At 55.8% G+C, this 15,853-nt stretch carries 11 protein-coding genes; 4 read left to right on the top strand and 7 right to left on the bottom strand.

All coding sequences use genetic code 11. The annotated features are described in order from the left end of the window. Window positions 1-3 precede the first annotated feature (3 nt). From ACW8F6_RS07830 to ACW8F6_RS07800, 7 genes are all read right to left on the bottom strand, one after another. A complete protein-coding gene (locus ACW8F6_RS07830; protein ID WP_491575297.1) occupies window positions 4-1,983 on the bottom strand; it encodes a TOMM precursor leader peptide-binding protein in 1,980 nt (659 codons plus the stop codon). Continuing rightward, window positions 1,983-3,851 carry a hypothetical protein gene (locus tag ACW8F6_RS07825; protein WP_491575296.1) on the bottom strand — a complete coding sequence of 623 codons (1,869 nt, stop codon included), beginning with the start codon at window positions 3,849-3,851 and terminating at the stop codon, window positions 1,983-1,985. The genes ACW8F6_RS07830 and ACW8F6_RS07825 overlap by 1 nt, the downstream gene beginning before the upstream one ends. Beyond that, on the bottom strand, window positions 3,848-4,984 hold the full coding sequence (locus tag ACW8F6_RS07820) for a lantibiotic dehydratase C-terminal domain-containing protein (RefSeq protein WP_491575295.1): 1,137 nt from the start codon (window positions 4,982-4,984) through the stop codon (window positions 3,848-3,850). Before ACW8F6_RS07820 ends, ACW8F6_RS07825 begins: the two co-directional genes overlap by 4 nt. After that, the gene (locus ACW8F6_RS07815; protein ID WP_491575294.1) at window positions 4,981-7,698 is read right to left on the bottom strand and encodes a lantibiotic dehydratase; all 2,718 of its coding nucleotides are present in this window, start codon (window positions 7,696-7,698) and stop codon (window positions 4,981-4,983) included. Before ACW8F6_RS07815 ends, ACW8F6_RS07820 begins: the two co-directional genes overlap by 4 nt. A gap of 16 nt (window positions 7,699-7,714) precedes the next feature. Continuing rightward, complete coding sequence (locus ACW8F6_RS07810) at window positions 7,715-8,464, bottom strand: ABC transporter permease (protein WP_491575293.1); 750 nt, start codon at window positions 8,462-8,464, stop codon at window positions 7,715-7,717. Continuing rightward, entirely contained in the window at window positions 8,464-9,261 is a 798-nt protein-coding gene (locus tag ACW8F6_RS07805; protein ID WP_491575292.1) for an ABC transporter ATP-binding protein, read from the bottom strand. The genes ACW8F6_RS07810 and ACW8F6_RS07805 overlap by 1 nt, the downstream gene beginning before the upstream one ends. A 68-nt stretch (window positions 9,262-9,329) precedes the next feature. Beyond that, window positions 9,330-9,527, bottom strand: coding sequence for a thiazolylpeptide-type bacteriocin (locus tag ACW8F6_RS07800; protein ID WP_491575291.1), 198 nt, complete (start codon window positions 9,525-9,527; stop codon window positions 9,330-9,332). Between the two features lie 663 nt (window positions 9,528-10,190). Here ACW8F6_RS07800 and ACW8F6_RS07795 point away from each other — a divergent pair. The 4 genes from ACW8F6_RS07795 (at window position 10,191) to ACW8F6_RS07780 (ending at window position 15,841) form a co-directional block, all read left to right on the top strand. Continuing rightward, on the top strand, window positions 10,191-10,649 hold the full coding sequence (locus tag ACW8F6_RS07795; protein WP_491575290.1) for a DUF2141 domain-containing protein: 459 nt from the start codon (window positions 10,191-10,193) through the stop codon (window positions 10,647-10,649). Window positions 10,650-10,675: 26 nt separating this feature from the next. Continuing rightward, a complete protein-coding gene (locus ACW8F6_RS07790) occupies window positions 10,676-11,986 on the top strand; it encodes a YcaO-like family protein (RefSeq protein ID WP_491575289.1) in 1,311 nt (436 codons plus the stop codon). Further along, complete coding sequence (locus tag ACW8F6_RS07785) at window positions 11,983-13,347, top strand: TfuA-like protein (RefSeq protein WP_491575288.1); 1,365 nt, start codon at window positions 11,983-11,985, stop codon at window positions 13,345-13,347. The genes ACW8F6_RS07790 and ACW8F6_RS07785 overlap by 4 nt, the downstream gene beginning before the upstream one ends. Before the next feature lie 397 nt (window positions 13,348-13,744). Further along, window positions 13,745-15,841, top strand: coding sequence for a TonB-dependent receptor (locus ACW8F6_RS07780; protein WP_491575287.1), 2,097 nt, complete (start codon window positions 13,745-13,747; stop codon window positions 15,839-15,841). The last annotated feature ends 12 nt before the right edge of the window (window positions 15,842-15,853 follow it).

Raw genomic sequence — 15,853 nt, 5'->3', positions numbered from 1 at the left:
CTCCTATGGAAAGTTGTGGGGCAGTGGGTTGAGGGTGTCGTAGGTCAACTGCCGCTCAATGCCCAAATGCTTCAAGGCACGGTTAATGCGCGCCAGGGAAGGCCGCTGGTACTGGTGGCCAAAGGTGACCGGCGACAACCCCGGCGCCAACACTTTCACGCAACTCAAGCCAGAGGAAGTCAGCTGTGGAAAACTTTGATCGGCCACAATGACGTCGTCGGCCACCGCCATGACCTTGTCGATGCAGCGGCGCAAATCGTCCGTTAGATCGAGCGACGCCGGCGCTTGCGTGTCGTACAGCTCATCCAGCGTGTAGCGACGTCCGTCTTCGGCGAATAAAAAGCTTAACCAGGGGTAGGTTTCGGGCAGGCTATAGAGCAACACGTGATCGTTCATCTCGATCACCTTTTGGTGGTCGGCAAACAGTTCGCGCGCCTTGTCTCGAAAGGCGGGTAGCGAGCGGCTGTACACGCCCATGGATGTGGTGACTTCCACCAGCGCGCCGAAAATCGCCTGCTCCGGATCGAAGTGCGCGCCGGCGGCGCAATAGGATTTCACCGGGGCATCCGCATTTGGATCGACGATCATGGCCCACACCACGGGAATATCAATTTCCAGGCGAATATCGAACACGTGCAGCTCATAACCCTGGGCGCGGCTGCGCGCAATAAGGGCGCGGCTGCGTGGATCGGCCAGGCAATTCAAATCGATTTCACGCGGCGTGATGCGCGCATACCAGGTGGTGAAGTAGGCGTCGCGCTCCACCACTTCCAGCAAACCATAGAGCGCCGCCTCTTCCGGCGAGCCGCCCAGCGCGCAACCGTTAGACGAATCGTACACAAAGCGATTGATGGGCAGTTCGGGCGAGTGGCGCTTAAGCCAGTAGTACACCAGCTGCTCGGGCACCAGTACCGGCTGCGCCTGGGCAAAGGAATAGGCCCACTTCCAATGGTATTCCAAGTCATCGCTGTAGGCTTGCATGTGAAACTCGGGATGCTCGCGCTGGCACTCGCGATGCAAAATAAATCGGCGCGGATCGATGGCATCCGCCTGCAATTGCCGGTAGGAACCGCGCACCAAATTTTTTACCCCGCGCGCCGACTGTCCCGCATAGCGCTCCAGCGCTTCGAGCATAGCCACCAGCTCCGAGCGCTCGCGACTCTCGGTGCGGCCGTAACCCACCTCCACATTGGGATCGTGCAAGATGGGCGTTTCGGCGGCGTAGAGCGGCATCAGATCGGAATTAATACTGTGAAAAACGTGTTTGATCAGACCCGTCCAACGATCCACATATTGGCGCCGCAGCTGCTTGACCGACAGGCCCGGATTTGCCGCCCGGTAGTCCGATGCCCGCCGCTTCATGCGCGGCGCCAATGTCCAGCGCGCACGCTCGGCGCTGTCGTCGTCGCGCACATCGCAGAGCCGGCAGCTGGTATCGGCTATGGTGGCATGCCGCGATACCGCCAAGTCGCGCAGCTGCAGCCGGATTGCCTGCGCCGCCTCCGGGCGTCGATCCAACAGATCGGCCAAACGACGGCGCAATAAGAGCGCCAATACGTCCAGTGCCGCTGCCGGTACAGGCTTAGTGGCCACCGCCAGGCGCAACGCCTGCTGGCCATCGTCTGCCGACCAGTGGTGCACTTCGCGCAGATTGTTGTGCGCCCAGGTTTTAAAGCACACATAGCAACCGGCCAACTCAGGTTGCATGGCCGGCGCCAGCCAAATAGCCGCCGGTTCCCACACCACCACCTGTGCCGTTTTGCGCGCTTCGCGCAGGCGCCGAAGATCTGCTTCTAACGGCGCCACTGCACGCGCATCGGCGAATAACACCACAATGGGCGCGCTCGGCAGCACGTCGGGCAAGCGACCGCACAGCATCACCTGCTGTGTATTAAAATCTGCCAGGCTGTTGCGACCGAACGCCAGCAGTTGCTGAACTGGGCTCGGTGTCGACTCGGCTGTCTGAATCGCTGGTGATTGCATTATTCGCTCCCTGCCTGTGTGTGTTCATCGATGGTCTCCGCCCGGTCAGCTTCGCCAACGGACACCCAGCCCACCACGTAGGCATCGGTATCAAACAGCGGCGCCAAGCGGTGCTCTTGTAAAGTGAAAGGTTGCGGCGGCGTTTGCGCCAGTTGCGCCTGTAGGCTCTGCACCGTTATCTGTGCAACGGGCGCCGCCAAATTGCGTAAGTGATCCACGGGCGACGCCTGCGACTCATCCGGAAACTGCTGTTGGCTGCAGCTGGCTCCCAGCGCCTCCACCGCGGCCTGCGCCAGCGAGTCGGCGTAGCCCACGCCCAACAACTGACCGTCGCTCACTACGCGCGCGCCCACTGCCGGCATTCCCGGCGTCCAGTAAACATCCAGGTGTACGTCTGCGGCGTTGTAGAGTTTCAGAATGCGCACCAACATGTGCACCGCATCGCTAGCGAGTTCATCGGGATTAATGCGTGCGCTGGCAAAGGCATCGCTGTCGGAGGACGTTAACAGCGCCAGTGCGGTTGCCTGAGCCCGCCAGATTTCGGCATCGACACCCGCCACAATGGGCTGTTGGGATTGCCCCTGCTCGCGCGCAGCCAGTAGTGCCAGCGCCCGCATCAAAGCGCGCACACCCGCATCCTCTGCGCTGGTACCCCAGGCCAACACCTGCTCGTCCGGCAACTGCAATCCTTGTGCGTAGCGCAGGCGCAGGGCATCGTGGTAGAGGGGCAACTGCGCCAGCGCCAATGCCGGCTGATTCGACAAGACACCCAGGTGCGGATCATACAAAGGCGCCAATACCATCAGTAGGTGCTCGTAATCCGACACCGGCCGCCCCTCTGGCTGCTCAAACGGCACGGCATAATTTACCGGCGCTAGCGGGTGCTCGCGATTTACGCAGGCACTGGGCAAAACCGCCCGATAATCGACCTCCAAATGGGGAGACACATAGGCGCAGTGATTGCGCAGGTAGCGCGTATCAATATCGAAGTAATGCTTAATGGCATTGAAAGCCGCCAATGCGCCCAGCAGTGCACAACTGGCGGGCGAGTGAAGTGTGTCCAGCGTGTCGGTGGCCACTAGGCGCTGATACACATCCAGAAAATTCGTGCATCCCGCTTCGTTTAGTGGACTTACCAAGCCATGGTCGGCCAGTGCGGTGGCCACCATATAGGGTTGAAGCACTAGGCGTGGGTAGTTGGGCTGGGTAAAAAAATCGGCCAGCGCACTGTAGCTATCGGCGGCGTAGAGCGTCAGCTTTTCAGTGTTGTCCGCCAGTCGGTCGAGCAACTGCGCGGGATCAATCAGTTCGTACTGAAAACGGTCGTCTTGTTCGGCCCGCGCATTCAGCGCCGCCAGCAGCTCATCTTTGCCGGGCAACACCGCATCGGCCGATACCGGGCCCACCACCAGTTTGCCCACGCCCGACTCCGCCAGGCATTTAATGGCGGCTTTGGCGCTGTAGCCATTGCCCACAACCCACACCTCATCGGATTGCCAACGCGCCAGTTCGGCCTCGTAGGACTCGCCTAAATTGTCCTGCAGAAATTTAACAAACTCGAACAGTCGATCCTGATTTGCGTAGCGCTCGGCAATGGCCTGTTCCGCAGTGCCGTCAATTAACATATCGTTGGCGGCCAGCTCCTCCAGTACCCGCACGGCAAATGGCGCCAGTTTGGGTGGCAACTTGGCCACAATATCGTCAATGCAATGACCGGCGTCCATGAAGTGAATAATCTTGGCGATCAGCGGGTAAATGCCTTTGCCCTGCAGCACAAAGTTTTTGTGCCCGGCCTCGAACAATACGCCGGATTCCACGGCCTTGAAGAAGACATAGTTCTTGGGTTTCATCCACCGTTGCGTATTCACAGTGCTGCCTCCTGTCGCGCTTGGTAGTGGCCTGGGATCATGAGGTCCTGCCAGGTAATATCCAGAATTTGTTCAACGGTCGTGGCCGTCATATTGCAAATGCAATATTTTTCTGCCGGCGAAATTCCCACAATAGGCAACAAAAAGTAGAAGAAATTGACCAGCGTTCGATAGGCCATAAATTCGCGCGAATTCAACATGGCCTGACCTGCATCCTGGGCAATGGCGCGGGCCATTGGCCCGGCCTTTTCCGACTGGTGCAACTCGGCAGGAATGTCTTTCGCGACGTCTTTTAACTTGTCCACAAAAACGCTTTCTTGGCGCAGAAATTCATAATTGTCATTGACGATGGTCTTGATGCGCGTGTCATAGCGCTCCACTAAGGTAAACCAACGAGCTAATAAATCGTCGGCTTCGGCGTCCGATTGAAACTGAGCCGGCGCCTCTATCAGAGTTTCCATGAGCGGGCGCAACTGCGCCTGATACTTGGCGGCAACCGCATCGAACTGCGTGCGCAAGCGATCGTTTTGATCGTACTGGACGTAAAAAAATTCGGCGTGCGAGCGGAAGGAATTGAACCCGCGCGATAGACCGGCGCCCTCAAAGCGCGTGCCACAAACCGCCAGCATATGACTCAAGGCCACGAAGAAAGCGCGCTTATCCGATTTTTTTAAGGCCAAGAGTTCGAACACCAGGGGTAGACTGTCGCTCACAAACTCCACTTTCAGATCTTTAAAGGCATCCAGCTTCAAGGTGTCATTAGCGCTGTACACATCGCGCGAGACGCTGTTGTTGGCCAGCAGTGGCAAAAAGGGCGGCGATTCAATTTCCACCAGTGCCAATTGCTGCGACAAGCGCTCGTATTGCGCCGGCTCCAATTCCGTACTGGAGGGATGCTCGGCCAGCCAGGGTAGCAGCACCGACTCACAGGCGGGATAGAACACCGCGTCAAAATAGGACTGTGCGCAATCCACTACCAAGTTCACGTGGGGGCCCCGCTTCCAATGGGGCAGAATGGCCAGAGCCTCGACGCCTGGCTCGGCACAAAATTGCTCCACCAACAGACGCAGCGGCCCTTCGATTAAGGGCGTTTTGTCGGATTCAAAATAGGCTATTCGGACAATGTGTTTCATAGATTGCTCCCCTGCAGTGGGTCAGAGACTCGCTTGGACAGTTCGATTTGCATTTCCGAGACATGGGCGCGACCGTCCACCTCGACATGTTGATCATCAATACGCGGCAACACTTCCGTGATCGTTAGATCAAAGGGACTGCGCTTAAGAATGCGCGCCAGCAATCGCACAAAGCGTGGATCGTCAAAGCGGACGTAAAAAGGTTTGGCGTCTTTAAAGGAGATAGTGCTCCAGTCAACCTCGCTATCCACGCCGGGCACCTTGCCGTCGCCGATGGGAAAGGCCCGGATAAATGCCTCTTCGGGTAAGTTGCACGCTGCCCGCCAGGCCTGAACCGCCTGATAAAACTCCACCGGCGGCAAGTCGGGCGAGGGTACAAAGGCGCGGGGCACCAGGTGCATGCGACGCGACAACACCAACTTGTCCACCGAAACCCTCGGCACCACGGTTACTTCATCTTTCTTAATCAGATTGCAGTTAAACAGGGTGCCAATGGTGAAGAAATTGAGGCCATGGGCGTTGTTGATGGCAATAAAACGCTGTACCTGGGGCATTAAACTGGGAATCAGAAAGCCCTGGTAGAAGACATCCAGAAAGCGGCCATCGGTGTCGACAAAACACACCTTGTGGGTGGCGGCATCGTAGCGAAACCGCAGGCGATTGATGTCGATCTTGTCGGTGTCTTCCCAATTTGGCGCGAAGGGCGGAATAACCACTTCTCGATCGGCCATGCGCGGATGCTTGTTGGCGTTAAAGCCAAACACGCCCGGCAGTTCGGCATAGTCGTCGTGGCGCGCACAGCGTTTTAAGTAAGTCTTAATTTCCTCCAGCTGCGGCTCGGGCAATATTTCTAAAAAGCGCGACAACAGGCCGGAGTTACCGCCAAACACCTGATTGATTACAAACTTTGCCTCGCCTTCTGACTGAAACAACTGCCCCACATAACTGTGTGACAGGCTGCGATTTTTAATAGCCTGTGGCAGCTGATCGGTGAGCGAGCGAATCCGCTCAGCAGTAATATCCACATCGTCTTTGGACTGTAAAAATGGTTTTAAAAATGCATCCCAGGAGTCGGCAATCTTGGAGTACTGTTTGTAAATGTCCGACGCCGGCGCGCGCTTTTCCACCAACTGCTGAAAACCAAACTGCGCCACACCGTAGATTTCGTCAAACTCGCGAATCAGTGCTAGCGGCTGATCACATACGTGATCTGGGCCAAACTTGTGCAAGTAAAAGTCGGCAAATTGCGCCTGCACCTTCTGGTTCATATCCAGCAGCGGCGCCAACTGCAGCACGGTTTCCAGGTTTTTTGTAATACCGGCCATGGCCGCTTCGGACAAGCCTTGGCGATTGCGGGTCAAGTAGGTATTTTCAAAAAACGCAGGGCGCGCCAGGTGGGCATCTACCGCCGAGCCCACAGCCTCGGCAAATGCCTGCACGCCTAGCTCAATGGCTTCCGTTAACTCGGCTCGGCGCCCGTGTGCAGCCTGGGGGAACTCCGCCACTTGCGCCGCCAATTGCTCAAGCGCGGCGATTCCGCCGCTAAAACGATCGCCAAAGCGCTGCAACAGCTGCTTGGTCCACACCAGTGCATCGGCCTGTTCCGCCATGGGCAAATCGGGCATCAACAGACCGGCGCCAATTAATTTTTCTACATACTCGCCCACGAACTCCGGTGTCAACTTGGGTGCCACCTGGCACACAGCAGCGATGAGCGCTGTCACCTGCATTGGGGGTCGTTGGTGCATGACGTGCAATATGCATTGCAGCAGCGGATTTAGTTTCAGATCGATGCGATCTTCGCCGGTTCCCCAGGTTTTCCCGCCCGCGGTATTGCCCTTGCTTATGCGGGTAAAACGCACGCCGCCCGCCACAAACTGCAAGCTGCTGTTCAACTGAACCGGAATGGTGTCGCGCCAAACCGCGCTGTCGGAAAATAGGCGATCGATCACTTGCTTGAGCAAGCCCGACTTTAACATCACCCGGTTTTCTGTTTGACCATCAAAAGCCAAGTTGACCGATTCACCGGCGCGCTCGGACCAGCGCCCTACATACACTGGCGTCAATGCCGACAAGGGGCTGGTTTTTGTGGCACAACGCGTGAGATATTGAAACAGCGTATCGTCCAGTTTGCGCTTTTTCTTGCCTGCCAATCTACCAGTCTGTTCGACGCCATACTCTGCCTCAAAATCCCGGAATAATTTTGGATTTGAGTAGCTAACACCCTGACGAATATTCGGCTGCTGCCAAACGGTTTGCAGGTGCGCATTACCCGCGGCAACTTCCTGCTCGTATACCTCGGCTATGTGTGTATCGGCTTCGGCCAATTCACACAGCGCGCGCTGTGCCTGGTTGATCGCGGCAAAGCTCTCAGGCGCCAGCGATTGCTCCAGGCGCGCCAAGGCAGCGGGCTTTATGTGTTTGCGATTAAACAGCGCGCGCTTGCTGTTAATCAGGTCCCGGGCCAATTGTTTATCCTGCTGACCGGCAATGAGCTGCTCTAGCGTGTCGCAAGCATCACTCACCCAGACATCCAGTTGCGACTCTAGCGCGTGCTTCGCTTCGATCGCGCGGGCCGTTTGGCCACGCCCTTCAAAGGCTAATAAGTCAATGGGTTCGCCCGCTACGCGCACAATGTAATTGGGGTGATAGAACACCGACGGCTCGCTAGCCTGCACCGGTGCTTGCTGTAAGTTTTTGGCCAGGGTTGGCATGGTGTTATTCTCCTTGTTACTTCGCCGACCAGCGGAATATTTTTGTTGAAATCGCAATGCAGACGAGCCCGGCAACCACTGAAACGATCATGGGTATCATGGCAGCCGCCGTGAATAGCTCACCCTGCCAGGCGATACGCAACAGATCCACTATGTGCTTAAAGAGCACAAGATTCGTAAGCTCTTGAACGACCGATGGGAATTGATCCAGCGGCATACCGGCACCAGACAGCATCAGCATCACCTGAAATAGCACAATGCTCGCACCAAACGCGGCACCCGACGTCTTGAACAGCGCGCCAAACATAAATCCAAAGGAGAACAACGAAAAAGCGCTGATTCCCAGGGCCAATAAAATCTGTGACACATGCAAGGGCGGCACCTTGTCAAACAGCAGCCAGCCAATCAGTACAATTTCTAACATGCCGCCGGCAAACAGCAGCAGTGAGCGCAGGGTCGTCGCGCTATACACCACGCTCATGTTCAATGGCGTCAATACCAAACGCCGAAAAAAACCCTGCTCCTTGTAAATGGCCAGACCGGGGCCGATATTAAATAACGCCGTATTGAGCAATATGATGCCCATAAAACTGGCAGTGTATTGATCGTAGTAACCCACACCGCCGTAGCTCATATCTTTAAACATGTAGCCGAACACCAAGTACATGAACGCGGGAAAGACAAACGCAAAAAACATGACCATGGGCTCGCGCATGAACAGCTTGCAATCAAGCAAGAGGTAGGACTTCAGTTGTTTGAAATACATTAGGTATTCTCCTGGGCCGCGTTTACATAGTGCTCGTAAGCTTCATCCAGCCCGCCGGCAAGCTGATCTGCGAGCGCCTTCACTTCAGCAGGCGCCCCCTTGAAGACCACCTCGCCGCCACTGATCAATACAATTTGATCGGCCAGGCTGACTGCCTCATCCATATAGTGGGTGTTAAAAATCAGTGTTTTTCCACGCTGTTTTAGCGTCTTTAGACACGACCAAAATTCGCGCCGTGAAATGGGATCTAGTCCAACGGTGGGCTCATCCAACAGCACGATATCGGGATCGTTTATCACCGCAACGGCCAGCGCTACACGCTGCGCCATGCCGCCGGATAAGTCTTTAATTTTTTTGTCCATGAAGTCGGTCAGGCCCAGCCATTCGACAACCTCGTTCACGGGCAAGGTTTTCTGATAGAGGCTGACAAACAGCGACAAATAATCGCGTGGTGTCGCCCGAGGAAACATACGAGTTTCCTGAAGTTGAATGCCGATCCGTTCGATATGTGATCGGGGATTTTTCACGACATCTTCGCCAAAGGCGCTGATCTGGCCACCTTTGTCCGGTGCTATCAACCCCGCCAACAGCTCCATAAAGGTTGATTTACCTGCACCATTGGGGCCCATGATGACCGTGGTCTGGCCGGTGACAAAATCCACCGACACGCCATTCAATGCCTTTTTCTGGCCATAGCTTTTGTGGAGATTGCGCGCCTGCATGATGTTTACACCCGCAACGGCGTCTATTTCCAGAAGTGACTCAGTGGCTCTGCTTTCTCGCACCGCTACATTCATTGTAAAAACCTCGAACAGACAAAAAACCTGCCGAAGGTGGCCATGCCACCTCCGACAGAACCAACCACTTACTGAATCTTCTCTGCGCTACCACAGCTGGTGCAGCTAGAAGAAGAACCGCAGCTTGAGCAAGAGTTGCAAGAAGATAGACCGCTTGACGCGCCAGTTTCTGGTAGGGCCATAGCATCTTTCATGCTAACTACTTCCATGCCTTCCAGGTCCAGGCTGTCTACGTCGATATCGTTGAAGTTGATGTTCTCAGACATTGATATTTCCTTTTATATTTAACATTAGTGACCGGTGAACAGAGTATTCTGATACACCGTGTTGGTTACGTAATTGCCTTCCGATCAATACGCAGCAAACCTAACAAGAGCGATGCGTATTGATCTTCGTGCACGCCGTTCTTTCGTTCGACGAAGATCAGACTACCAAAGTTTTCGATGCTGACAACGACAGAAAATCACCAAACAAAATCGAAATTAGTCGAACCATTTACACCGAGAAAAAAATTAAAAGTTGGAAAAAACACCTATTTTTTAGGCGCAATAATGTTTTTAGTTGAATTTGATAGCACACCAGAAAGACTGTCACTTATGACAGTAATCGCGGAATCTGAGACTGTTATTTTTTACAGGGTAAAAATACCCAATGACTGTCATTAGTGGCAGCTGACGATCTGTCGGTGGTAGACTGCCAAGTAAAATTGCCAACAAAATTTTCAAGAAGCATTCCAATCAACCGACCTAAAACACTGCCAAAAGACTTACCGACAAACCCTCCATAAGAGTCGGCGGGAAAAGGCAGCTTTTTCGACCTATAAGATCAGACAGTAGGCCGCTTTCACACCTTCTATTAGTCTGCACTTCTATAAGCACCAAGCCGGCCTGGCATATGCCGGCTTTCCTACCACAGACAGAGGCTTGACAATGAAAAACCTAAAACAACTTACACCTTGGTTGGGCTTAGTAATGATGTTTGGCGCCACCACCACCCTATCGGGAGAAGTGAACGATGGCTTAGCGCTAGACGTTGTCGTGCAGGGTGTGAGATCAGACGCGGGTGAGCTGATGACCGTTTTATGCACAAAGGAAGAGGCCTTTCCCGTCGACTGCAAGCGCAGGCAAACAGTAAAGGCCAACCAGGGCATAGTTACCGTTTCTTTCAATGACCTTCCCAAAGGCACTTACGCATTTGCACTGTTTCACGACGAAAACAGCAACACCCGCATCGATATGGCGCCCAACTATATACCCATAGAGGGATTGGCCTTTGGCAATGACGCCATGGGGCGCACTGGCTCGCCAAACTTCGAGCAAAGTGCCTTTCAACTCAGCACCGATGCAAAGAAATTGGTCACTATGCGCTACCTCACGCAACCTAAGTAATGCACGAAACTTACCGGAGAAAAAGGATGGCGCGCACCGCACAATCTGTGCAAGGCACAGGCGCATTACACCGCAAGGCCTTCACACAGGGGACACACAGACTTTGCAGTCCGAAAGAAACCTTCGAGCGCTATTGGCCGATTGGTAAACAATTGGGTGTTACGCGAATTGCCAATATTACCGGCCTCGACACCATCGGCATTCCGGTGTGCGTGTCTATGCGCCCCAATTCCCGAGGTCTATCGACGTCTCAGGGCAAGGGCTTGAATATCGATTGCGCAAAAACTTCTGCGCTCATGGAGTCTATTGAGTGTTGGCACGGCGAACACATCAACTTGCCAGCGCGCCACAATAGCTACGCAGGACTGCTGCAGGAAGGCGAAGCGGTTATCGATATCGAAGGTTTGAGCACCTATTCCGAGAGCCTGATCCAACCCCACACGCCGCTCTACTGGCTACAAGGTGAGGACCTGCAGCACAACACTCAGGTCTGGGTACCCTTTGATGCGGTTAGCACCAACTATGTTTGGCCTGGGCGCGGGGGCGTACAAAATAACTTTGTGATTTCCACCAATGGCCTGGCCTCGGGCAATAGCCTGCTTGAGGCCAGTTGTCATGCGCTCGCAGAAGTCATCGAGCGCGATGCCATAGAGCAAAAAAAATTGGCGATCCGCAGGGGCGATGCCGATATTAAAGTAGCACTCGACACCATTGACGATGCCGACTGTCAATCGGTATTGCGCAAACTGGCAGAAGCCGGCGTATTGGTGGGCGTTTACAACATCACCTCAGATCTCGGTGTGCCCGCCTTTGCCTGTACTATCGTAGATGGCGAGGACCAGGGCCGGTGGCGTTCGCTGCCTGCCTTTAGCGGCTACGGCTGCCACCCTGCGCCGGCCATTGCCCTCATGCGTGCATTGACAGAGGCGGTGCAAAGCCGATTGACACACATTTCCGGCAGCCGCGACGATATTTTCTGGAGCGACTACAACAAGCTCGGCAACAAAGACGACCTGGCGCAATATCGCAGTATCATTCGCAGCGAGCGCGGCCAGTGTGATTTCACCCGCATCCGCGACATCAGCACCCACAGTTTTGACGCAGACCTGGAACATATGGTGTCGCTCCTGCGCACGCGCGGCGCTCGCAATATTGTGCGTGTCGATTTAACGCGGCCAGAATTGCAAGTACCGGTGGTAAAAATGGTGGTCTCTGGCCTGGCAGCGCCCAGTGAAAAGGCGGGCACTCGGCAAGTGCGCAGCGTGCAGCGATCGACACAGACAGGCCCCCACTCATCGACCAAGCACCCATCACAGCCAGGGAGTAGTGCGTCATGACCACCTTTGTTTTTCTTGGCCCAAGCCTGGCGCGCACAGACGCCGAGCAAATTCTACCGGCCACTTATCTTCCGCCAGTAGCCATGGGCGACATCTATCAATTGGTGCGCGATTGCGCTGCGCCCGGCGATCACATTCTGATCATTGACGGTGTGTTCGAACAGGTGCCGGCGGTTTGGCACAAAGAAATACTATTTGCGCTGACTCGCGGCATACACGTCTATGGTGCCTCCAGCATGGGCGCCTTGCGCGCCGCCGAGCTTAGTCCCTTTGGCATGCAGGGCATTGGGAAGATCTTTGAGCTATATAACACTGGCGAGATAATTGACGACGACGAAGTCGCGGTATCGCACAGCTTTTCGGAGCGAGGTTTCACTGTCACCTCGGAGGCCATGGTCAATATCCGCTCAGCGCTGGCGGAAGCATTGGCACAGCAAGTCATTGGCGAGTCGTTGGCTAAAGCCCTCTTGGCGGCGGCCAAAGCCACTTTCTACCCAGACAGAGTCTGGCCAACACTGCTGGAAGCCATGGACGCACCCGCAACGGAGATTGCCGCCTTCAAAGACTTTCTACGCAGGCGCCGCCCAAACCAAAAGCGCGAAGATGCCATTGCCGCGCTGCAATACCTAGCCCGAGTGGAAGCAAATCCAGCCGGCCCACACACGCCAAACTTTCATTTTGAAGAAACCAGCTTTTGGGTGGGGCTCACGCGCACGGCGAGCGGCCCGCGGGCACATCAACAAGAAGCCGCTGCCGAAGATGTTTTGGCGACGGCCACTCGACGGCGCCTCAAGTCTCACACCAGCGCCTGGCAACAACACCGCCATCAAGCGCTGTTGCAAATCTGCGTAGAGGCCCTGGGCGAATCTTTAACAGTGAGCGCAGCGGAATACCAGGCGGCACTGGTACAGTTCTGCCGGCGCCACCAACTACAGTCTAATGCCGCGCTCACCCAATGGCTGGCTGCGCGCGATCTGTCGGCAACCGAATTCAAGAGCCTAATCACCACCGAGGCCAAACTGCAATTGTTAAGCCAAAGCCAGCCGGCGCGCATCGAGACGCTAGCACTTAGCCACAGTAAATGCACCGCGCGCTATCCCGAGCAAAAAGCGGCGGCACAGGCCGGCGTGAGGCTTTTGAAAACACTGGGCATTACCAAGCCCAGCCTGGAGGATACGCAGCTGACGGCCGCCCAATTACAAGACTGGTTTGAACACAAGACCCAGCAACAATTGAACTTTTCCGAGGCTGCATTGCAGGCTCTGGGCTACACATCGCCAAGAGAACTCATCGACGAAATGATTGTTCAATACCTGCTAGACAACCGCGGCTCAGCACCACAGCAATTGCCGGCTGCCTAATACGGCGAGCCGCGTGCCTTTGGCTCAGTTGCAAAAAGTGCGGGCCAATGGCGTAGGGAAATCACCGGTAATTGCCGGCCGCAGGTGATGGCTCGCGGCCGCCTGCCGATCAATCCGGCGGGCCTTCACGTCAGACACGCAAGATCCATCACCGCAATCCACCCGGACCCAGCCCCCCTGCCATTGGGCGACACACCGTTACCGCGCGCCCTCTCTGGCAGACTGGCCACAGGCTGGGGCTCAGCCTATGGCCACACCCCGTATTTCAGCTGCGTTCAGGGCCTAGGCTACCCCAAACATACAAATGATAACGATTTGCATTACGCTTAATGTTTATTTAACATGCGCGCACAATCATACCTAGCAGCAAATTCACATTTTTAGAGAAACATCCCCCATGAAACGCCAATTGCTCCCTTTGTCTCTCATGCTGCTCGCCAGCGCCGCCTCTGCCCAACAAACTGCCATGGAAGAAATGATCGTCACCGGCAGCCGCACCGCCGAGCGCCTGGACGAGTTGCCCGCCACTGTCACGGTCATCAATGCCGACGCTATCGAGGTGCAGCTGCAAACCAGCTCAGACCTGCAAAAGCTGTTGGCCCTGCAAGTACCCGGCATGGCGGCCGCCACCGGCACCTCCAGTAACTTTGGTCAAACCCTGCGCGGCCGCACTGCGCTGGTGCTGATCGACGGCGTGCCGCAATCCACGCCGCTGCGCAACGGCCAGCTGGATGTGCGCACCATAGACCCGGCTAGCCTGGAGCGCATTGAAGTGGTGAAAGGTGCTTCGTCTATCTACGGCAATGGCGCCGGCGGCGGTATCATCAACTACATCACCCGCAGCCCCAGCCCCGATCAAGCCCTGGGCGGCGCCGCCAGTGTATCCACTCAGTTCAGCGCCGCAGAGCCAGATGGCAGCCTGGGCTACCGCACCCAGGTGCGCGTAGACGGCACCCAAGGTGAGGTAAGTTACCTCTTTAACGGCGCCCTGGAGCAAACCGGTCTGCAGCGCGATGCCGAGGGCGACATCATCGGCCTGATTTACGGCCTGTCTGAAACCCGCACCGAAAACTACTTTGGCAAACTGGGTTACGCCTTTACCGACGAACGCCGCGCCACACTCACCTACGGCTACTTTGCCGGCCAGCAAGATGCCAACCTGGTCGACGTAACCAGCAACGTCAACGCCGGCGAAAAAACCTACGCCATCAAAACCGATGCCGACCTGCCCGGCGTGCCCCAGGGCCCGCGCGGCAACCACAATGTGATGCTGAACTACACAGACGATGCGCTGCTGCCCAACACCCAGATGGTGCTGGATGCCTTCGGCCAAAAGATTGAAAACGTGTTTTTCTTCTCCACCGCGCTCGCCAATCCAGACGCCGGCTTTGACGGCGGCCAGTCGATGATCAAATCGGAAAAAACCGGCGCGCGAGCCAATTTTGTGTCGCAATTTGACGGCGACACCCTGTCCACCACCTTGATCTACGGCATAGATGCCCTGAACGATACCACCTCGCAACCGCTGGTAGACGGCCGCATGTGGGTACCGGAAATGGACCTGAGCAGCATTGCCGGTTACTTGCAAAGTAAATTCCTGGTGGGCGACTGGGTTGTAAAAGCCGGCGTGCGCGAAGAAGCCATCGACATCGGCGTGGACGACTACCAAACCCTGCGCCTGTGTCGCAGCGCCGACACTTGCTCGGTGGCCATGGACGTCACCGGTGGCGATTTGGATTACCGCGCCACCACCTACAACCTGGGCGTGCGCTACAACCTGTCGGAGGCCTTCAGCCCCTTTGCCAACTACTCGCAAGGTTCAGACGTACCCGATTTGGGCCGACTGTTGCGCACGGCCACCGTGTCTGACATCGCACTGATTCGCACCGAGGCCTCGCTGGTGGATCACTACGAAATTGGCGCCGCCGGCGCCCTGGGCGACTGGGATTACGAACTGGCGATCTACCGCAGCAACTCAGAGTTAGGCACCAGCAATGTGTACGATGCCAACACCGGCGTTTACATGCCTGTGCGCGCGCCGCAAAAAATCTGGGGCTATGAAATTGCCGTCAACTACACCGTCAGCGATACCTTAACCGCCGGCGCCAACTACGCCTGGGTGGAAGGTAAAAATACCGATACCGACAACTGGCTAGACGGTACGCAAATCAATGCGCCGAAATTTGTGGGCCAACTGCGCTGGCAGGCCACCGACGATTTTAATCTAAACCTGGATTACCTTTGGGTGGGCAGCCGCGATCGCTTTGAACCCACCAGCAGTGGCTATGTGGGCGCCCAGGGCCCCATCGATAGTTACCAAGTGGTAAACCTCAGCGGCAACTACCGCTTTGGCCCGGTCCAGGCGCAGTTCGGTGTGGAAAACTTATTCAACGAGGATTATTACTCCGCGCGTTCGCAAATGCTGACCTACAACGGCTACAACACCAAAAGCTTGGGCACCACAGTGAACCTGGGTGTGAGTTATCAGTTCTAATGCACACACCGC

It is taken from the genome of Simiduia sp. (assembly GCF_058345725.1).
This window is presented reverse-complemented; position numbering and strand designations above follow the sequence as displayed.